The organism is Streptomyces sp. NBC_00009, from assembly GCF_045040855.1.
Lineage (GTDB): Bacteria > Actinomycetota > Actinomycetes > Streptomycetales > Streptomycetaceae > Streptomyces > Streptomyces aureus.
In genome coordinates, this window is the sequence record NZ_CP108312.1 from 4,293,953 (window position 1) to 4,313,954 (window position 20,002).

Annotated in this window: 13 protein-coding genes, 1 tRNA gene and 3 pseudogenes; 7 read left to right on the forward strand and 10 right to left on the reverse strand. The window is 67.7% G+C overall.

Translation table 11 applies throughout. The features are described 5' to 3' along the window. The first annotated feature begins 40 nt into the window (after positions 1 to 40). Positions 41 to 1,684, forward strand: a complete 1,644-nt coding sequence (locus OHA58_RS19485; protein ID WP_405485042.1) for a DoxX family membrane protein — start codon at positions 41 to 43, stop codon at positions 1,682 to 1,684. A 76-nt stretch (positions 1,685 to 1,760) separates the two neighbouring features. On the opposite strand, the gene OHA58_RS19490 is transcribed toward OHA58_RS19485, so the two are convergent. The 4 genes from OHA58_RS19490 to OHA58_RS19505 form a co-directional block, all read right to left on the reverse strand. After that, positions 1,761 to 2,513, reverse strand: coding sequence for an NDP-sugar synthase (locus OHA58_RS19490; RefSeq protein WP_405480228.1), 753 nt, complete (start codon positions 2,511 to 2,513; stop codon positions 1,761 to 1,763). A 44-nt stretch (positions 2,514 to 2,557) separates the two neighbouring features. Continuing rightward, the gene (locus OHA58_RS19495; protein ID WP_116512325.1) at positions 2,558 to 3,013 is read right to left on the reverse strand and encodes a hypothetical protein; all 456 of its coding nucleotides are present in this window, start codon (positions 3,011 to 3,013) and stop codon (positions 2,558 to 2,560) included. Between the two features lie 225 nt (positions 3,014 to 3,238). Further along, positions 3,239 to 4,378, reverse strand: a complete 1,140-nt coding sequence (locus tag OHA58_RS19500; RefSeq protein ID WP_405480229.1) for an ABC transporter ATP-binding protein — start codon at positions 4,376 to 4,378, stop codon at positions 3,239 to 3,241. 333 nt (positions 4,379 to 4,711) lie between these two features. Further along, positions 4,712 to 6,004 carry an RNA-guided endonuclease InsQ/TnpB family protein gene (locus OHA58_RS19505; RefSeq protein WP_405480231.1) on the reverse strand — a complete coding sequence of 431 codons (1,293 nt, stop codon included), beginning with the start codon at positions 6,002 to 6,004 and terminating at the stop codon, positions 4,712 to 4,714. A gap of 185 nt (positions 6,005 to 6,189) precedes the next feature. On the opposite strand from OHA58_RS19505, the gene OHA58_RS19510 reads away from it, so the two are divergent. After that, positions 6,190 to 6,267, forward strand: a tRNA-Thr gene (locus OHA58_RS19510). A gap of 650 nt (positions 6,268 to 6,917) precedes the next feature. Here OHA58_RS19510 and OHA58_RS19515 read toward each other — a convergent pair. Further along, positions 6,918 to 7,271 (reverse strand): annotated as a pseudogene (locus OHA58_RS19515) (integrase); the annotation flags it as partial. A 52-nt stretch (positions 7,272 to 7,323) separates the two neighbouring features. On the opposite strand from OHA58_RS19515, the pseudogene OHA58_RS19520 reads away from it, so the two are divergent. Continuing rightward, positions 7,324 to 7,878, forward strand: a pseudogene (locus tag OHA58_RS19520) (UTRA domain-containing protein); the annotation flags it as partial. Next, positions 7,875 to 8,535, forward strand: a pseudogene (locus OHA58_RS19525) (YdcF family protein). The pseudogenes OHA58_RS19520 and OHA58_RS19525, both read left to right, overlap by 4 nt. A 350-nt stretch (positions 8,536 to 8,885) precedes the next feature. On the opposite strand, the gene OHA58_RS19530 reads toward OHA58_RS19525, so the two are convergent. From OHA58_RS19530 to OHA58_RS19540, 3 genes are all read right to left on the reverse strand, one after another. Further along, positions 8,886 to 12,209 (reverse strand): NACHT domain-containing protein, encoded by a 3,324-nt coding sequence (locus tag OHA58_RS19530; protein ID WP_405480233.1) that lies wholly within the window; start codon positions 12,207 to 12,209, stop codon positions 8,886 to 8,888. Between the two features lie 816 nt (positions 12,210 to 13,025). Continuing rightward, positions 13,026 to 14,447 (reverse strand): NAD(P)/FAD-dependent oxidoreductase, encoded by a 1,422-nt coding sequence (locus tag OHA58_RS19535; RefSeq protein ID WP_405480234.1) that lies wholly within the window; start codon positions 14,445 to 14,447, stop codon positions 13,026 to 13,028. 11 nt (positions 14,448 to 14,458) lie between these two features. Continuing rightward, complete coding sequence (locus OHA58_RS19540) at positions 14,459 to 15,193, reverse strand: rhomboid-like protein (protein ID WP_405480236.1); 735 nt, start codon at positions 15,191 to 15,193, stop codon at positions 14,459 to 14,461. Positions 15,194 to 15,219: 26 nt separating this feature from the next. On the opposite strand from OHA58_RS19540, the gene OHA58_RS19545 reads away from it, so the two are divergent. Both OHA58_RS19545 and OHA58_RS19550 read left to right on the forward strand, forming a co-directional pair. Then, positions 15,220 to 16,104, forward strand: a complete 885-nt coding sequence (locus OHA58_RS19545; protein ID WP_405480237.1) for an aminoglycoside phosphotransferase family protein — start codon at positions 15,220 to 15,222, stop codon at positions 16,102 to 16,104. A gap of 222 nt (positions 16,105 to 16,326) precedes the next feature. Beyond that, complete coding sequence (locus OHA58_RS19550; RefSeq protein WP_127832419.1) at positions 16,327 to 16,800, forward strand: GNAT family N-acetyltransferase; 474 nt, start codon at positions 16,327 to 16,329, stop codon at positions 16,798 to 16,800. Positions 16,801 to 16,825: 25 nt separating this feature from the next. On the opposite strand, the gene OHA58_RS19555 is transcribed toward OHA58_RS19550, so the two are convergent. Together OHA58_RS19555 and OHA58_RS19560 are read right to left on the reverse strand one after the other, a co-directional pair. Next, complete coding sequence (locus OHA58_RS19555; RefSeq protein WP_405480239.1) at positions 16,826 to 17,830, reverse strand: zinc-binding dehydrogenase; 1,005 nt, start codon at positions 17,828 to 17,830, stop codon at positions 16,826 to 16,828. An 89-nt stretch (positions 17,831 to 17,919) separates the two neighbouring features. Further along, complete coding sequence (locus tag OHA58_RS19560; RefSeq protein WP_405480240.1) at positions 17,920 to 19,095, reverse strand: FAD-dependent oxidoreductase; 1,176 nt, start codon at positions 19,093 to 19,095, stop codon at positions 17,920 to 17,922. A 180-nt stretch (positions 19,096 to 19,275) separates the two neighbouring features. Between OHA58_RS19560 and OHA58_RS19565 the strand changes: the two genes are divergently transcribed. Continuing rightward, the gene (locus OHA58_RS19565) at positions 19,276 to 19,977 is read left to right on the forward strand and encodes a pentapeptide repeat-containing protein (RefSeq protein WP_405480241.1); all 702 of its coding nucleotides are present in this window, start codon (positions 19,276 to 19,278) and stop codon (positions 19,975 to 19,977) included. Positions 19,978 to 20,002 lie beyond the last annotated feature (25 nt).

Here is a 20,002-nt window from a genome sequence, read left to right on the forward strand (position 1 = left end):
AAGGCAGTGTCCTAAACACACATCACTCGGTTAGATGAGTGTGGACACCAGAACACCCCGCACACCTACGGGGGACCGCTCGCCCGGATTCGGCCCCGGATTCGATTCCGGATTCGACGACGGTCCCGCGCTGAGCATGGTGAAGGTGCCGTGCGATCCCGCGCAGGTCGTCGTCAATCACGCGAGTTTCCGCGTGCAGCTGCCCAGGACGCAGCAGACGCAGTCCCCCCGCATCGCCCGGCACCTGGGCTCGCTGGACCAGACCGCCCGCATCCCCGTCGTCGGCGCGGCCGCCGCGCGCCGCCGCGCCCCGGTCGTCTGGAGCGGCCGGTCCGCGCCCGGCGACCCCGGGGCGACCGGTCTCCTCCAGGCGGCCCGCAGAGCAGGCGAGAGCACGCTTCCCCGGCACGACTTCGGGGGCGGGGAAGGCGGGGCCACCCAGGTCATCCCGCGCATCGACCTCGACAGCGACCTCAGGGACGACGCCACCGGCGAACTGCCCACGGTCACCGCGCAGGGCACCCGCCTCCTCCCGCAGATGCGCCAGTCCGGCAGCGCCTTCGAAGAGCCGTCGTACCAGGAACCCCCGTACGACGACGGCGAGTTCGGCGACGGCGAGTACGGCGACGGGGACGAGCGGAACGCCTCCCGGCGGCACGGCGCCGACCCGGTGCGGCACGCGTACTACCCCGGCCGCCGGATGAACCTCGGCGTCGTCCTTCTCCCGCTGCGCGTCTTCCTCGGCTTCATCTCCATGTACGCCGGCATGGGCAAGCTCTGCGACCCCGTCTACTTCGACGGCGGCGACCGCGGCTCCATGGTCAAGTGGCTCAACTCGCTGCACCCGTGGGCCCTCGCCGAACCCCTGCGCGACTTCGCCCTCCAGCACCCCGTCGGCGCCGGGCTGTGCATCGCCTTCCTCCAGGTCGTCGTCGGCGTGCTCACCGTGCTCGGCCTCTGGCAGCGCGTCGCGGCCGTCTTCGGCGTACTGCTCTCGGCCGCCCTCATCGTCACCGTCAGCTGGAAGACGGTGCCCGCCTACGACGCGCCCGACATCATCTACCTGGCCGCCTGGTCCCCGCTGATCATCGCGGGCGCGCCCGTCTACTCCATCGACGGACGCCTCGCGGGCGGCGCCTGGCGCCGGCTCGGCCCGCGCGCCGAACTGTGGGAGCTGCGGCGGTACGTGCTGCGCCGCGGCACCGTCGTGACGACCGTCGTCGTCGGCCTGACCCTGCTCATCGGCTCGCTGCTCGGCGGCGCCGTGCGCGACGCGGGCCGCGTCACCGCCCCCGGTCCCGGCCAGGCCCCGCGCAACGAACTGCCCGGCTCCCCGCTCCCGTCGGAGCCCGGTCGCAAGCAGCACCGCTCGCAGAGCCCGTCGGCGGCCAACACGCCCACGCAGGGCGCCACTTCGGCGAAGCCGTCCGGCGCCGCGAGCTCACCGGGATCCGCCCCGGCGACGGGCACCGCCAGCGGCGCGGGCCAGCCCAGCCAGACGCAGGGCACCGGCCAGGCGCCCCCGCAGTCGGCCCCGCCGGCCCAGCAGCAGCCTCCGGCATCCAGCAGCGGGCCCGCCTCCAGCGGCGGTACGGGCACGAGCGGCGGCACCGGTGGCGGCACCGGCGGTTCCGGCGGCGGGGACAAGCCGGGGGGCCTCCTCGGCGGAGTACTCGGCGGCTGACCACACCCCGTAGAAACCTGAAGGGGCCCGCACACGCTGTGTGTGCGGGCCCCTTCCCGTATCGGGAGCGACGGGCTCAACGCCCCGGCGCGGCAAGCTCCTTGGCGGCCTCGGTGAGGTCCTTCGCCGTGTCGATGGCCCTCCAGTACGCGCCCTGCGGGATCGGGAACCCGGCCAGACGCTTGGCGCGGGCCAGGCGCGGGAACGTGGTGCGCTCATGGTCACCGCGGTCCGGGAGCAGGCCCGTGAAGGCGGGGGAGAAGACGTAGACGCCCGCGTTGATCAGATACGGGGACGGCGGGGCCTCGACGAAGTCCGTGATGTGGCCGAACGCGTCGGTCTCCACAGCGCCCCACGGGATGCGGGGGCGGGCCAGGGCGAGGGTGGCGGTGGCGTCGCGCTCGGCGTGGAAGTCCGCCATCTCGCGCAGCGAGAACCGGGTCCAGATGTCGCCGTTCGTCGCGTACCAGGGCCGGTCGGGGTGCGGCAGGTGCGCGGCGGCGTACTTGAGGCCGCCGCCACGGCCGAGGGGTTCCTTCTCGACCACCGTGGTGACGCGCAGGGGGAGTTCGGCACCGTCGAGCCACTCCTGGAGCACCTCGGCGAGATGCCCGCAGGAGACGACCGCGTCCGTCACGCCCTCTTCGGCGAGCCAGGCAAGCTGATGGCCGATGATCGGGGTCCCGGTGCCGGGGATCTCGACCATCGGCTTGGGCCGGTCGTCGGTGTAGGGCCGCAGGCGCGAGCCCTGGCCGCCGGCCAGGACGACGGCCTGTGTGGGGTGGTGCTGGCTGTGCGTGTGCGGGTCCTGGGCCTGGGCGCTCGTCATGCCCGCACTGTACGTCGGCCCCTTCCCGGCCGGCCGTGAGGGCGTCAGCCGCGCGCTGCCGTGGCGACGCCCGTGGCGAACGCGGTGTCGCAGACGGGGCGGGCGAAGGACTGGGCGCGGGAGGGGCCGTAGGCCTGCACGGCGGCGCGGCCCAGGGCGCGGGCGATGGAGACGCAGTGCTTGGCGAGGGACGGCCGCTCGTGCATCTCCTGCTGGAGGTGGGTGAGGGCGATACCGGGGTCCTTGTCCTGGAGCTCGAGTAGCAGCTTGTCGCGCAGGACGTCCTGGGGGGCACGCGACTTGGCGCGCGCCGAGACGTTCTGCGAGGAAGCGGTGAGGATCGAGTCCGCTGAACTGCCGGACCAGTTCACTCGGGTGACCGCGAGTGTGCCGGAGAGCACCAGCATCACCGGCAGGACGAGAGCGAGGGTGCGGCCGACGCGGCGGGCGGGGCCCCGGCCCCGGCGCGGCTTCTGGGTGTAGTTGGCGGAGTGCGTCACGCGAGTGAGCGTAGCGGTCGGTGATGATTTGGCGACATTTAGTCACTCGGTCGAGGGATGGGTAATCCGGTTTTGATTCACGCGTGTTGACGCACAGGGGTCGAAATGGCGGATGTGCCGGGGTATTTGTCGACAACGCGGCGTGCGCGGCGGGTGGGGGAGCGGCCGGAACGCGGAGGAGCCCCGCACCGAAGTGCGGGGCTCCACGGCGGAACAGGCGGGGTGTCAGTCGGTGAGGCGCTCACCGGTCGACGAGGAGAAGACGTGGGTCTCGCCCGGACGCGGCACGACGTGGAGCTGGGTGCCCTTCTCGGGGACCTGGCGGCCGTTGACCCGGACGACGAGGTCCTTGGCCTCGCCACCGACCTGCGCGGTGCCGTAGACGTAGCCGTCGGCGCCGAGTTCCTCGACGACGTTCACCGAGACGGCGAGGCCGGCGGGGGCGTCCTCGGCCTCCTTGGAGAGGGACTTCGCGGCCTCGCCGCCGCCCGCCTCGACGATGTCGAAGTGCTCCGGGCGGACGCCGACCGTGACGGTGCGGTCGCCGGCGTCGGAGGCGGCCTTCAGCGCCTCGCGGTTCACCGGGACGACCGAGTTGCCGAACTTCACGCCGCCGTCGGTGATCGGGACCTCGACCAGGTTCATGGCGGGGGAGCCGATGAAGCCGGCGACGAAGAGGTTGGCCGGGCGGTCGTACATGTTGCGCGGGGTGTCGACCTGCTGCAGCAGACCGTCCTTGAGGACCGCCACACGGTCACCCATCGTCATGGCCTCGACCTGGTCGTGGGTGACGTAGACGGTGGTGATGCCGAGGCGGCGCTGCAGCGAGGCGATCTGCGTACGCGTGGACACACGGAGCTTGGCGTCGAGGTTCGACAGCGGCTCGTCCATGAGGAAGACCTGGGGCTCACGCACGATGGCGCGACCCATGGCCACACGCTGGCGCTGACCGCCGGAGAGGGCCTTCGGCTTGCGGTCCAGGTACTCGGACAGGTCGAGGATCTTCGCGGCTTCTTCGACCTTCTGGCGGATCTCGGCCTTGTTCACGCCAGCGATCTTGAGGGCGAAGCCCATGTTGTCGGCGACCGACATGTGCGGGTAGAGCGCGTAGTTCTGGAACACCATGGCGATGTCCCGGTCCTTGGGCGGCAGGTGGGTCACGTCGCGGTCGCCGATGCGGATCGCTCCGCCGTTCACGTCCTCGAGACCCGCGAGCATGCGCAGGGAGGTCGACTTGCCGCAGCCGGACGGGCCGACGAGGACGAGGAACTCGCCGTCCTCGATCTCGATCTCAAGGCCGTCGACGGCCGGCTTGGTGGAGCCCGGGTAGATCCGGGTCGCCTTGTCGAACGAAACAGTTGCCATGGCTGTGAAGCCCCCTTCACCGGCAGGAACGTGCCGGACGATCCGTTGTAAAGGTGGTGATCCACTGCGGGCGCTGCCGCAGTGGTGTAGTCCACACGGGTGAACTGTTTCTGGACGGTACCTGTCCGGTGTCGGGTCTGTCAGTAGCCGGAGCGAAGTGACCTTCGAGAACTTTTCGAGCAGGTAGAGCGCGTGATTTTTGACCTAGCCCTCAGGCTTCCTGCTTCACTGCCCGTCGCCGACGAACGAACGGGATGCCCCGCCATCGCGTACGGACTCACACGAACTCCACAGGCGTTCCGGCCGACGGCCCGTCGGTCCGGGTGGCGCCCACTACATGACTGGTAGAGGCCCTTCCGGGCCCGGCAACGCCGACGCCCTGATCACCGACGGCGCCCTGCCGCCGGGCGGGAGTGCGGACGTCGCCAGCCGGTACAGCCGCAACCCCTCGTCCCGCAGATTCACCGCCGCGTTCACATCGCGGTCATGGGCCGCGCCACACCTGTCACAGGTCCACTCCCGTACTGAGACATCCAGCTTCGGACCCTTGGCGTGGCAGGCCGAGCAGCGACGGGTGGAGGGGAAGAACCGGTCCACGATCACCAGCGTCCGCCCGTACCACTCGCACTTGTAACGCAGCTGCCGCAACAGCTCTCCCCAGGCCGCGTCCCGGATCGCACGGTTCAGCGACGCCTTTCGTCTTCTGCCTTTGCCGCGCGCCGGACGCAACAGGGACGCGATGGACAGGTCCTCCACTACGAGCACTTGGTTCTCGCGCACGAGGCGGGTTGTGAACTGATCCAGCATGTCCCTGCGTACGTCACCGATGAGCGCGTAGAGGCGAGCGATCCGGCGCCGCGCCTTATCCCGGTTCTGCGAGCCCATTACCTTCCGGTGCAGCTCACGCTGCAGCCGAGCCAGGCGCTCGGCGTACCGCTTCAGCAGCCGCGGATGGTCCAGTTTCGTACCGTCGTCGAGCGTGGCCAACGACGCGAGACCCAGATCGAGCCCCACGGTTGTCGGCTCGCCGGTCCCGGGCATGAAGGCGGCGGGCAGCACCGTGATCCGCTCCTCTGCCAGCGCTGCCAGGAAATACCGCCCCGCCCGGTCCCGCGTCACGGACAACCGCACCGGAAGCAGACCCGCAGGAAGAGTGCGGGACCACCGCACATCCAACGGTTGCGCCTGCTTGGCCAGCGTCACCCGCGCCGTACCTGGCCGCTCAGGATCCTCCACCCACCGAAATCCCGTCCGCACGTACGTCGCCGCATCCTTCGAAGTGCGCTTCTTCTTCCGCTTCGGGTACTTCGACATCCCCTTGAAGAACCGCGTATACGCCTGGTCCAGATTCCGCAGCGACTGCTGAAGCACCGTCGACGACACCTCCTCAAGCCATGCGGTACCCGCAGCTCGTCGCCAGCCCGTCAACGCCCGGCACGTCTCCGCGAACCCCACGTTCACCCGATGCCGCTCCCAGGCGCCCGAACGCAGCGCCAGCCCCTCGTTGTAGACCCACCGGCAGGCGCCGAACGTCTTCTCCAGCTGCTCGGCCTGCGCCGTCGTCGGGTAGAAGCGGAAGCGGTAGACGCGCTGCTGAGTGCCGGGATCCTTGGTGCGTCTCTTCATGTGGATGCCCCTGGTCCCGTGGTCTGATCGTCATAACAGCGCTTCTGTCCGATCAACGAACGGGCGCACGAGTGGTTACGCGACGATCGCGATCTTTCGCGTGGTACGTAACTTCGTAGCTGGAGGAAACAGGCTCTGTGTAAGGTGGAGCAGCTTCCACGTGCGGCGTTGCTGTCGCGCGCGATGCCCCCTTAGCTCAGCTCGGCCAGAGCGCCGCTCTTGTAAAGCGAAGGTCGTCGGTTCGAATCCGACAGGGGGCTCCATTGGAAACCCCAGCTCAGACATCGTCTGAGCTGGGGTTTCTCGGTTCAGCGGACGCGGTAGCGGCGCCGGGCACGGGCCGCGCGGCGGTCGGCGGTCTGTCGCCTCGGACACCGCCTCGGTGGGTATCGGGCGTCCGTCGATCTCCGTTATCGCGGCTTGGGTCACCTCGATGAACCGGACGGCGACTTTTACGTCTTCCTGCATGTTCTCCGCCAGCGACTCAGCCGCATGCGTGACTTCTGGGGTGCCCAAGATTGCGATGCGTCGTGCGCGCTCCGCCATACGGTCTGCGGCCAACCGAAGATCCTCTAGGCCCGTTGGATCCGGTTAATCAGCTTTTGCGGATGTTTGGGTGATGCGTAAGCACTCGTCCCAGGCTTCGGGGAAGCTCTCGTAGGTGCTGAAGCGCTGCTGCCTCAGCCAGTGACCGTGCTCAATGGCTCCCTGGTCCTGCACTTGCCGTCGGACAGCCTCGGCGCTCTTCTCGGCGCCGAATCTGGCTGCTCGTGCTCCAACAACGGCTCCCAGCCCAGTCGCAGCCAACCCGAGCAGAGCGATTACGAAAGGAATCACGAAGTCCTTCACGCCGGCTCATCCCGTCGGCACAGCCTGTGCTTGGGAACCCTGCGTCGTATCGAGGCTGTTCCCCCAGGTCGACGTATGGCCACCGCAAACCGAGCGACTCGCCCCGCCGGAAACCCACGACGACGCCGACGATCCACCGCATGAAGGTGGGCCGCTTGGCCGCAGCTTCAAGTAATGCCCTGGCCTCCTCCTTCGTGAACGGGTTGGCCTCCGTCTCGTCGACGCCTGGAGGGTCCACGAGCGTGGCGACGGTCTTGCTGGTGATACGGCGACGGTGGGCAATCTTCAGGGCGCGCGACGGGATGCGGTGCGCCTTCACCACGTGCGAGGCGGCGTGGCCGGCGTCGAGCATCGCGCGGTACGTCCGCTCCAGGTGTTCCGGCTGCAGTTTGTGGATCCGGTGCTGCCCGATGCCCGGGACATTGAAGCGCCGGTGGAAGGCCGCCAACTCGTCGAGCAGCGCGGCGCCGCGCGCTGACAAGGCGAAGTGGCGTGACGTCATGAGGTCGCGTTCATCGCGGACCGCGTCGCTTCCGGTCGCGCGTACCAAAGGAACGAGCAGACGCAGACGGTCAGTCGCCTTGGGGCGCCGCGGATCGTTGCTGCGGCCCTTGGGATGCCGGGGGCGCGACGTCTATGCGCGCGCCCGACTGGTGAAGGAGGGGGAGCGCCCCATGCACACCCTCACCAGCTATTACCGCCCTGAGCATGCCGAGGGCACTCGCATCGTCGACCCGACGCCGGGTCCCGCCGGCCGTGGTGGCGGGTGCCGGGTGCTCTACGACGCGGGCTACGAGATCGACCACATGCGGGAGGAGATCTTCGTTCGGACCCCGAGCGCGACGAAGTCAAGCTCCTGCAACTTCCGCCTGGGGAGTGGGTAGTCGAGCTGCATCGCACGACCTGCACGGCGGACGACATGGTTGTGGAGTTCGCCATTGGCAGTTCGTGCGGCTACGCGTTTCGCGTGGTCCTACGACTTCAAGGTGCCCGACTCGGCGCAGGAGGAAGGCGATAAGGCGTGATCTCCGTACAGGCATGGTCCGATGCGCAGGAACTGTGGGACTTCCAGCAGATGGGCCACGAACTCCGGCCGTGCTCGGTAGCGATTGGGCTCGGCAGCCACGATCTCGGCGTAGCTGACGCCACGGTCGACCTGTACCACCGTGGCCTTATGCCGCTGATCGTGTTCACTGGCGCGACCAGCCGAACGACGCGTGAGGCGATGCCGAAGGGCGAGGCCTGGCACTACCGCGAGCGGGCGTTGGAACGCGGAGTGCCGGCGGACGCGATCCTCGTCGAGCCGCAGGCCCGCAACACGGCCGAGAACATCGCGCTTTTCCCAGGCCTTGCTCGAGGAGCGTGGGGTGCCCGTCGTGTCAGCCCTCCTGGTCGGCAAGCCGTACGAAGAGCGCCGGTCCTACGCCACGGCGTGCAAGATCTGGCCGGATGTGACCTGGGTCAGCGCGTCTGCGCCCATGACGTTCGCGGAGTACGTCGACACGATCCAGGATGCGCGACTCGTCATCGACATGCTGGTTGGGGCGCAACAGCGACTCATGGTCTATCCCGAGCAGGGGTTCATGATCAGCCAGGAGACTCCGCAGCCGGTCATCGAGGCGTTCGAGCGTTTGCGGGCGGAAGGGTTCACCAGCTGGCTGATTCGTGGTCGCGTCTCATGAGGGCGCCCCCTCCAGATCTTGCGGGCCACACATCTGGGTCGGGGGTACCTGATGAGGGAGCTCGGGGCGGAGTGACGCTTTCCGTCGTGCACTGGCCCGGTACAACTTCCCCTACGTCATCAAGGCGGCTCGCTCCGCTCACCGCGCAGGCCCGGCCCCCGGCCAGGCCTGCGCTCCGGCCTTCGTCCTGCTCCAGCCCGGCCGGTGCCCGTGTCGAGCAAGACCAGGGGGCCACTCGTGCTAGCTACGGGCAGGCCCAAAGCCTGCCCGAGTGTCCGTCCAGCGTTAGGCCCCTTGATCATGCTCGACCCCAGACCGGGCAGGCCACCGACCAAACCCGCTCCACCGACCTAGTCGTGTGCGCTGGATTGCGGAACGGGACGAAGTGGCGGGGTACTACCTCGGGGCCTCCTAGATTCGAAGACCTCCACCCCTTTTGAAGTCAGAGGCGTCGAGTCCAACTCTCCAGGGCAGCCGAGAAGCGACACCTGCTCTAGTGCAGGTAGCGACAGCAGTTCAGAGATGTCCTCAAGATTGACAGCATTATCTATAGAGACCTTCTCAAGTCGCTTGAGTTCCCCTATTCGAGGAAGCTTGCGCCCCTCCCATCTATCCAAGTAGAGCTCCCTCAGCTTCGGTATTTCTACACGTCCGCTGGACTGGACGACCTCAGATCCACCCAAGTCAAGCACCTGAAGCGAGCTACTATTGAAATCCGACAATGCAACTCCGCCTCCATGGCCTTGAAGTCCAATCCACTCAATTTCACACGACCGCATAACATCGGACAAGCCTTCAATGTCGCCGGGACTTTCCAGGACAAGGGTCCTCAAGCGTTCAAGGCGAAGCATCGGCCTAATATCCGTCAGCTGCACACACTTTCGGAGAATTAGCCAAGTCAAGCCCTCCATCTCCCAGATAGGAGAGAAATCTGCAACATCCGAGAGAAAGCTCAACCCAAGGAGGCGAAGATCCGAAGCGCGCAGAGGGCTAAGGTCGTTAATGCCTTTAGCCCAAACCCTCAACTCTCTCAGGGCTGGCAGAGTTTCAACCCAATCTATGCCGTCGACCTCATCGCTCACCAGGATAAGATCTTCGAGTCGGGTATGATTTCCCAGTTCACTGTGGTCTGAATTCAGGATCTCGCCATGAAACCGCCGCGTCAAGGTGCGAACAGACTCCAACACTGAGGAATTTTGCAGTGCCCCATCAAATTCCAAAGTCTGCACTTGCGGCAATCGTTCAACGAACGTCAAGTGTGCAGGGTTCCAAAGAGTCGCAACCCCATCAATCAATGGCACACGCGAGATTACCTTCTCCGCGTACTCTTCATAGTCGTAATAATCCCAACCCTGTAGAAGCTGTTGCTGCACGAGCGGCCTAGCGTCCGGAGCGTACGAACTAAGGCGCTCCAATGCCTCAGGCCCATTGATTAGATATGCCGACTTAACTGTGTTAACTGCGGCGTTCTCTGTTAGGTCACGCACTTCGGCAGGAAAGAACCGTAGAACCGCGTCGCCAGCCCGCGGAAGCGAGGTTGCCTCGCTGTCATTTCTCGGCGGAACTAGACTTCTGAAGCAGTCGTCGATCTTGGCGGACAGATCACGTGGAATGTCCGGCATGGTTTCAAAGCAGGCCGACACAAGGAGCCGCAAGGATCTGCGGTTTCTCGGCTCGCCTTCTATCCGCGACAAGAGGCCTTCAATAAGCTCATGCCTCAACGGGCTATTGGCATGGCCAGCGGACATAATTACCGTATCACGCCACTGATCGAGGTGCGCCTTGGCGATGAGAGGCTCAATGTCCCCGTCCTCGGCGGCTTGCTTTGCAGTCAGATACTCTTGGAAAGTCCTGTGGACGAAATCAATTCTCCCTAGAGACGGCTCTCGGATCACGCCGCTCCTATGGATCAAATGATCCAACACAGCCTCAGGCGAATTATCTAGGTGAGGCATCGTCTGAATTTTTTCCCTGACTCGCTGAAGGGCCGCGCTCTTAGGCATCTCGGAGCGGCTTGTCATAGAGAGACGCCAGGCCAAGTCCTGAAGAATGAGGATCTTCTGCCTTCGCTCCAAAGACACTTCAAAATAGCTCGGGATCTGCCTCTCAGCATCTCTCCTCTCAAGCAACAATTCTAACGCTGCCGCATAAAGACCCATGCGATCTCTCGGCAGCTGAGTGCGCCGGTCAAGATTCAAAGCACACAGCATCGCTGTCAGAAGAGGTGTCGTTGCTAGCGCTTGGAGATGTGATTGGCCCGCGATCCTCTGCGATAGGGCTCTTTCATAGTTGGGAATTTCGTTCGGCTTGCACGGATATACGCCCGAATCCAAGATAGCTGCATGCCAGTGAGAGATGAACTCGCGGATGTCCGCCGACGCCATACGCTCAAGTTGAGATGAACGAAAATCCTCGGAGTTAAGCCAAGAAGAACCTGCCGCAGAGGGACGTGAAGTGACCACTATGCGCAGTTCTGGATACGCTGCAATGAGGCCACGAAGCCAAGATCGGACTTTTGGTCGCCTACGCGCTAGAAGTTCGTCTACCCCGTCCACAAGAAGGATGGCGCGCGGCGACGACAGTTGGCGATGAACCCAACCCGTAGGCATTATCCCGGCGATACTCGGAGTAGCCGCGCGAACGAAATCTTCTGGTGCTGGCAGATCCTCCTCTGCGTAGCTGCGGAGCTTAATTAGAAACGGAACTGCTCCATTCCACGATGACAACTCTCTCTTGAATGCAGAGCGAGCTGCCGATGTGGCTATCCAGTGGAGCAGCGTACTTTTGCCGGATCCAGCTTCCCCTCTAATGAGATTGCGATGATTGCCCGCCAAAACGCTTTCTATACGTAGGGACTTCCCGTTATTGAAGTAATCAGTGGATCCTTCGGGGCCCTGTTTCAGTTCATCCTGCTCGGTATCTGATTCCCACTCGCCTGTGACGGTGAGGCTTATGTAGGCAATGCTTAGGGTTGCTCGCGGTGTGTAATTATTTACCGGGACGCCAAATATCTCAACCTCACTCAGAGATTCTGCCAACGAACGCAGGTATTTACGCTTGAAGTCCGCATCAAACTCCTCTCCTTCCGGCGATTCCAGTCGCCTGACAGGAATTCTATTTAGAGCCAGTGAAACATTCGCTGATATTGCAGACAGGCGGTTTAGCGCCTCGCTGGCTGCCCTTGCGGGGTACTGTGGGAGATACTGGAGGACCTGCATCAGGCACTCACAACATTCCTGCAGAACCAGCTCATAGAACCTCTCACCTGCTTCAGAGAGGCCCATGGTTGTGAGTCGAGATTTATTGCCACCAATCAAAGAACGGGCCAGTTTAGACCCTTCAGCATCGGCACGAAAAATTGCATCATCCGACAGATCGGCTTCTGAAAGAACGCGTGCGGCTTCGCCTATGGCAGCCACTTTATCGTTTTCACTGAGAGGCCGGTACTCAACCGTCGACATCGCTTTGATGCGCTCTGCTACGGAGTCGGATATATCGTCTAGTTGGCGCTCGAGTCGGCGACGTGAAAAAGAGTCTCTAAAGTTCAAGCCAATAAGATCTGATAGAGGCTTAGGGCGATCTGCTGCATTCTTGCGATCCGATAGCCATTGGCGGCCGGCGCGATCGACGACAATGCGCCCGGCGGCTACCGCTGCAGTCTCAAGTACGGCCATAGCTCAACCCCCCGCGGATGAAATCCCTGTGTGAGTATGCCAGCGCCGCCGCGTGATGGCCCACGATTCGTAGAAGTTGACGCAGCGGAGACAGGATTAGCAAGGCTCATACGTTGGTGTGTCTGCCATGCAAGCTACTTGGGGACGTCAGCGGCCGTCAGGGACGGACCACTTCACCAGGACGGTGGCCCGCGATCTCCTCTAGTTGATCAAGAGACCATGGACGCAGGGCGAGTGCTGCACCATCACAGTCTCAGTCCGGCGGAGGCGACGAAGGGCGGCTCTGGGACGACCTGCCAGTTCGACGTGACCTCTGGCCCTGCGACGACCTACTCAACCTTGCGCTCCCCACCAGGACCACCCCGAGCGCTACAAGCCGAACCAGCAACCGCGGGACGTATCCACCGCACCACAAGTGCACCAGATCGAGCGGGGAACAGCGGGGTAATGCGCCACCGACTCGGCCCGAACTCGATCGTTTGGGCAGGCCGACGCCCGAGCCTCCCGCAAATGTCCGCAGCTTGCCAAACTGATGGCCTTCCCGGGGCCTTGACCCCGGCGGCGCCCGTGGCGCGGTCTCAGCAGTGGTCTCAATCGCCACTCAGTCCGCGGCCGTCCACTGACATCCGTCGAAGTCGGGCAGGCTCTCTGACCAGGCCTGCAAGTCACCCGGCGGACGCCAGCGGACACCCCCGGAACAAGATCCGACAACTTGTAATGCGTAGGTCGTCGGTTCGAATCCGACAGGGGGCTCCCACGGGACGAAGGCCCAGGTCACGGGTGTGACCTGGGCCTTCGTCGTGAGTGGGGGGCTCGTCAGCCGCGGCCCGCTACCCGGTCCGCGGCTCGGGCCAGGCGGGAGGAGTCCGTCGTGTGCGTGGTGAGTTCGCGGTGGTCGGCGGCGTTGTAGGTGGCGTACATGCCGTGGACGCCCAGCCAGCGGAAGGGTTCCGGTTCCCACTTGCGGACCTTGTGGTTGACCCAGGGGAGGGTCGTGAGGTCGGTGGGGCCGGACTGGCCGGAGTCCTGCTGGACCAGGTCGCGCAGGGTGCGGGCGGCGAGGTTGGTGGTGGCGACGCCCGAGCCGACGTAGCCGCCCGCCCAGCCGAGGCCCGTCGCGCGGTCGAGGGTGACCGTGGCGCACCAGTCGCGGGGGACGCCGAGGACGCCGGACCAGGCGTGGGTCACGGCGACGCCCGCCAGCTGGGGGAAGAAGCGGGTCAGGAGCGCGGTGAGGGACTCGATGGTGGCGGGCTGGGTGCGGCCGTCGTTGTCGGTCCTCGAGCCGTAGCGGTACGGGACGCCCCGGCCGCCGAGCGCGATGCGGCCGTCGGCGGTCCGCTGGGCGTACATGTAGGCGTGCGCCATGTCGCCGAGGGTCTCGCGGCCCTCCCAGCCGATGGACTCCCATTGGGAGGGGGAGAGAGGCTCCGTCGCGATCATCGAGGAGTTCATGGGGAGCCAGGTGCGGCGCTGGCCCTTGAGGGACGCGGTGAAGCCCTCGGTGCAGCGCAGGATGTAGGGCGCGCGGACCGTGCCGTACGGGGTGACGGCGTGCTTCGGCTTGATCTCCGTGACGGGCGTCGACTCGTGGATCGTGACGCCGAGCGCCTCGACGGCGGCGGCCAGGCCCTTGAGGAGCTTGACGGGGTGCAGGCGGGCGCCGTGCGGGGTCCAGGTCGAGCCGACGGCCCCGAAGACGCGGACGCGCTCGGCGGTCTCGCGGGCGCCGTGCAGGGTGCGGTCCTTCTCGCCGTACGCGAGTTCCGCCGCGTGGAAGGCCTTGAGGCGGGCCAACTGGGCCGGTGTGTAGGCGATTTCGAGTACGCCGCCCTGGTGGATGTCGGCGTCGATCTCCTCTTCGGCGGCCGCGCGGATCACCTCGGAGACGGTGTCGTTCATGGCTTCCTGGAGACGGACGGCCGCGTCGTGGCCGTGCAGTTTCGCGTAGCGGTCGCGGCCGGCGATGCCGTTGTAGAGCCAGCCGCCGTTGCGCCCGGACGCGCCGTAGCCGCAGAACTTCTGCTCCAGGACGGTGATGCGGAGGAAGGGCGCGGCCTTCTTCAGGTAGTAGGCGGTCCACAGGCCCGTGTAGCCGCCGCCGACGATGACGACGTCGGCGGACGCGTCCCCCGACAGGGGTTCGCGGGCGGTGGGGATGCCGTCGTCCGCGTACCAGAACGATATGCCGCCGTTGACGGTGGCCTGGGCGCCGTGGGTGCCGTTCGTGCTGCTCATGGCCTCGGACGTTAGCGCTCCGCAGGGGGGTTCGGGCAGGGGGGACGGCCGCCTTCCTGGATTTGCGGGTGATCGTTTCGCCGCGCCGTCCGGTCCCGCCGCCGCAGGAGCGTCAGCGGGTTCCAGGGTTCGCCCCGGTCGCGTACGAGGGGGTGGCAGGCCAGGCCGATCAGGACCGAGACGAAGTGTCCCAGGTCGGTGAAGGTGCGGCCGGTGAGGAGCGGGCCGCCGTAGACGATCAGGACGACGGCCAGATAGACGTAGCGCCAGGGCGGGACGAGCCGGTACGTGAGGACGCCGACGACGCCCGCGAGTGCGTAACTCACCCCCACGTCAAGGGTGTCGACCGACGAGGCGGGCGCGTGGCCGTGGCGGATCGCCCACAGCAGGGCGCCCTCGCTGATCAGGGTCGCGAGGACGTGCGCGGCCCCCACGACGGCCAGCCAGCGCCAGGTGTCGAGCCAGCGCTCGGCCTGCGCGTGGAACACCGTGTAGAGGACGGCGTACGGCCACCAGCTGCTGTCGTCGATCCAGAACAAGGAGGTGACGAAGACGCGGACCGGGTCGGTCGACAGCTCGTGCAGGTTCGTGGAGCGCTGGCGCAGGAACTCGTGCTCGAAGTGCGGGTCCATGTGGTGCATGGCGACCGTCGTGAAGAACAGGGCGGCCAGCCAGAGATAGGTGCCGGGGGCGTGCCGTACGTACGACCACACGGCGAGGGGGAAAAAACGGCGCATGGACTGCATTCAGGCACGCACATAGGGTCGTTCGGGTGATCGACATTCCGGATGGCCTGGTCGAGTCCCAGTACACCTACGCGGGTGAGCCCGGTCGCGCTTTCATCGCCGGGCTCCCGGCGCGCGTGGAGGAGTTCGTCGAACGCTGGGATCTGCGCGTGGACGGGCCCGCGATGCACGGCATGGCCGCTCTGGTCCTGCCCGTGGTGCGGGGCGACGGGACGCCCGCCGCGGTCAAGTTCCAGATCCTCGACGAGGAGACCGAGGGCGAGCCGGTCGCGCTGCGCGTCTGGGACGGCGACGGCGCCGTCCGGCTCCTCGACCACGACGGCGCCACGGGCACGATGCTCCTCGAACGGCTCGACTCCGGGCGGATGCTGGACTCCGTGGAGGACTCCCGTAAGGCTGTCCTCGTCATCGCCGAACTGCTCGCCCGGCTCACGTCCGTGCCCGCCCCGGAAGGGGTGCGGCGGCTGTCCGACATCGCGGCCGACATGCTCGCCCAGGTGCCTTCGGCGCTCGCGGCCGTGCCCGGCCCGGCCGATCGCGCGCTGCTCGCGGACTGTGCGGCGGCCGTGCGCGAGGTCGCGGGCGAGGCGGGGGACCGGCTGCTGCACTGGGATCTGCACTTCGAGAACGTGCTGGCCGCTGAGCGGGAGCCGTGGCTCTCCATCGACCCGAAGCCGCTCGCGGGCGACCCGGGCTTCGACCTGAAGCCCGCCATCGACAACCGCTTCGACGCGGACGAGGTGGTGTGGCGGTTCGACGCGATGAGCGGGGTGCTCGGGCTCGACCGGGAGCGGGCGCGCGCCTGGACACTCGGGCGGGTGCTTCAGGACTCCCTGTGGGAGATCGAGGACGGCCGGCCGCTGGTGCCGGACCATCTGGAGACGGCGCGCAGACTGCTCGGGGGGCGGTGAGCGAGCCCGTGCGGGGCGCGCTGCGGTGTGTGGGTGGTCTGGGCGTGCGGGCCGGTCCGTGGTGAGTGGGTGGCCTGGGTGTGCGGGGCGCGCTGCGGTGGGGGGTCTGGGCGTGCGGGCCGGCTGCGGTGTGTGGGTGGCCTGGGCGTGCGTGTCCGGTCCGCGGTGTGTGGTCGGCCGACCCGTGCGGGCCGCCCCGTGGTGACTGGTTAGCCTGCCGTCATGATTCGTACCGCCACGCCCGCCGATGTCCCCGTCATCCACGCCATGGTCCGTGAACTCGCCGACTACGAGAAGGCGCTGCACGAGGCGCGGGCCACCGAGGAGCAGCTGCGCGAGGCGCTGTTCGGGGAGCGGCCCGCCGCGTTCGCCCACATCGCCGAGGACGACACGACGGGCGAGCCCGTCGGCTTCTGCCTGTGGTTCCTGAACTTCTCCACCTGGCGCGGGGTGCACGGGATCTATCTGGAGGACCTGTACGTACGGCCCGAGGCGCGCGGCGGCGGCCACGGCAAGGCGCTGCTGACCGAGCTGGCGCGGATCTGCGTCGAGCGCGGTTACGAGCGCCTGGAGTGGTCGGTCCTCGACTGGAACGAGCCGTCGATCAACTTCTACAAGGCGCTCGGCGCGGCGCCGCAGGACGAGTGGACGGTGTACCGGCTGACGGATGAGGCGCTGGCCCGGCTCGGGTCGTAGCGCACCCGGGGAACCGGGCCCGGGGTCACGGGATCAGGACCACCTTGCCGATCGTGCCGCGGTTCTCCAGGGCGCGGTGCGCCGCGGCAGCCTCGGCGAGTGGGAAGCGGGTCACCGCGGGACGCAGGCGGCCCGCCTCGGCCTCCCTCAGTGCGGCCAGCTCCAGCGTGCGGACCGGGTTGTCGCCGCCCGCGCGCTGCATCATCGGCGGGCCGAGCACCTGTTCCTGGGTGATGCCGCGCCGGGTGAGTTCGTCCGCGGAGAAGGTGACGGGCTCGCCGTCGTGCAGGCCCTTGCCGGACCAGCCGAAGACGACGTGGACGCCGCCGGGGCCGAGCAGGTCGACGGCGGCCAGGCCCGCGTCGCCGCCCACCCCGTCGAAGACGACGGTCGCCGGGCGGCCGCTGAGGAACCAGCGGACCTGTTCGGGCCAGTCGGGGGCGGTGTAGTCGACGGCCAGGTCGGCGCCGTTCGCGCGGACGCGGGCCACTTTCTCGGGGCCGCCCGCGAGGCCGACGACGGTGGCGCCCGCGTGCTTCGCGTACTGGACGAGCAGGGTTCCGATGCCTCCCGCCGCGGCCGGGATCACGGCCACCGAGGCGGGGCCGAGCGGGGCGAACTGCAGGATCCCCATCGCCGTACGGCCCGTGCCGATCAGGGCGACGGCCTCGGCGAAGTCCAGGCCCGGCGGGAGTTCGTGCAGGCGGGCGGCGTCGATGACGGCGAGCTCGGCGTAGCCTCCGGGCGCGAATCCGAGGTGGCCGACGACGCGCTTGCCGAGCCAGGACGCGTCGGTGCCCTCTCCGAGCGATTCGACGGTGCCGGCGACCTCGCGGCCGGGGACGGTGGGCAGCGCGGGCGGCTCGGGCGCGGGGCCCTTCATGCCCTCGCGCAGGGCGGTGTCCAGGAGGTGCACGCCGGCCGCGGCCACGGCGATCCGGACCTGGCCGGGGCCGGGCAGGGGGTCGCCGGTCTTCTCGTAGGTGAGGTTCTCGGCGGGGCCGAAGGCGTGCAGTCGTACGGCGTGCATGGCGGGCTCCCTTGGGCGTGCGGCCTCTTGACGGCCAGGTGTGCCCACCACCTTTCAACCTCGAGCGGACTTGAGGTCAAGTGCGGGCGTCAGGCCGCGCGGAGCCCCGGCCGGGACGCGGTGAGCGCGAGGGTGGTCGCCTCGATGGCGCTGTTGAACGACACCTCGGAGAGCACGCCGGGCGCCGCGACCTGGTCACCCACCAGATACACGCCGTCCCCGCGGTCGATCGCGGGCCGGTCCCGCCAGGTCGTGCCGGGCAGATCGACCGCCCCCGTACGCCCGTTCGCGAGCGCGTCCCTGCGCCAGGTCACGCGGTCGCGCCAGCCGGGAAATCCCAGGTCGAGCAGGCGTTCGGCGCGTGCCGTGCCGTCGGCCTTCGACTCGTGCGGCGCTACGGGGATGTGGCCCTGGACGAGCTGCTGCCCGTGCGGCGCCAGACTCCGGTCCTGGGCCGTGAACCGCTCCAGCCAGGCCGGGAAGTCGAGCCCGGACACGATGAAGGCGTCGCCGCGGCGGGTGCGCACGGCCAGGTCGATCAGAGTCGTACGGCCGCTGTCCCACGTCAGCGACGAGTCCCCGAGGAGGCGGCGCGCCGAGTCGAGGGACGTCGCCACGATCACCGGCCCGCCGCCCGTGGGCACGGAGTCGACGCGGGACAGCGTCTCCACGCGCACGCCCAGATTCCAGGCGCGGGCCGCCATCCGGTCGATCACGGACGCCCAGCCGCCGCGCGGATAGTGCGCCTCCGGCGGCACCTTCGCGGAGCGGCGCAGGCGCTCCTGGACGAAGGCCGCGGAGAGGGAGCCCGGGTCGTGGTGGAAGAGCGCCACGGACGTGTAGTGGGCGGCCGCGCGGGCTCCCTCCTCGCCGACGTGGCGCGTCGCCCACGTCATGAAGTCCATGTCCACGGGCGCGTGTTCGGACCGGTGGCGAAGGAGGCGCAGAAGGGCCAGCGGAGGGGTACGGCGCAGGGCTCCACGGTGGTGGAAGCGCAGCCGGGAGCCCTCGACGGGCGGGATCGGGGCGAGGGGGCCGAGCAGGTCGCGCTGCTTCAGCCAGGTCCAGTGCGGGCCGCCGCTGTAGAGGGCGTGCGGTCCGTCGTGCGTGCGGTACGGGCCTTCGGCGGTGCGGGCGCGGCCGCCGAGGGTGTGGTGCGACTCGTGGAGTGTGACGCGCGCTCCGGCCTCGGCGGCGGTGACGGCCGCGGTGAGGCCGGCGAATCCGCCGCCGATGACGGTGAGGTCGGGGGTGGTCGTTGCCATGCCGCTGTTCCCCTTCGGGTTGGCTGTGCCGTGCATGTGCCGTGCATGTGCCTGTGGCTGTGGCTGTGGCTGTGGCTGTGTCTTTACGACTTACGACGGCTGTGCGCGGCGGAATGTGACATGGGCGAGGGGGAAGGGCGGCGGTCACCGATTGTCAGTGGCGGCGGGCAGCATGGGGGCATGGCGGAGAAACGAGTGGTGAGGCCGGCGAAGGCGTCGTCGGCGAAGCCGGCGGCGGTGAAGAAGGCGCGGCGGCCCGAGGTGCGGCTGCCCCCGCTGGCGCCCTGGACCGGCGGCGAGCTCGAGCCGGACGGGGACTACGACGGGGTGGAGTTCACGGCGGCCGACTTCACCGGGCAGGACGGCGGGGGCGCCCGCTTCATGGACTGCGCGCTCGAAGGGTGCGGGCTCGACGAGACGCGGCTGACCCGCGCCCGGATCCTCGATTCCACGCTGACGGGGATACGGGGTGTGGGCACGGACCTCGCGGAGGCGACCCTGCGGGACGTCGAGGTGGTGGACGCCCGGCTCGGCGGAGTTCAGCTGCACGGGAGCGTGCTGGAGCGGGTCGTGGTGCGCGGCGGGAAGATCGAGTACCTGAATCTGCGCAAGGCGCGCCTGAAGGACGTCGTCTTCGACGGATGCGTGCTGGTGGAGCCGGACTTCGGGGGCGCGCGTCTGGACCGGGTGGAGTTCCAGGGCTGCGTGGTGCGGGGTGCGGACTTCACGGGCGCCGTGATGGCGGACGTGGATCTGCGGGGGGTGGCCGAGCTGGGGATCGCGCGCGGCGTGGACCGGCTGGCCGGGGCCGTGATCAGCCCGGCCCAGCTCTTCGACCTGGCACCGGCGTTCGCGGCGCAGATCGGGGTGCGGGTGGAGTAGCCGGGGGGCTTGTGTGCGTCTTTTG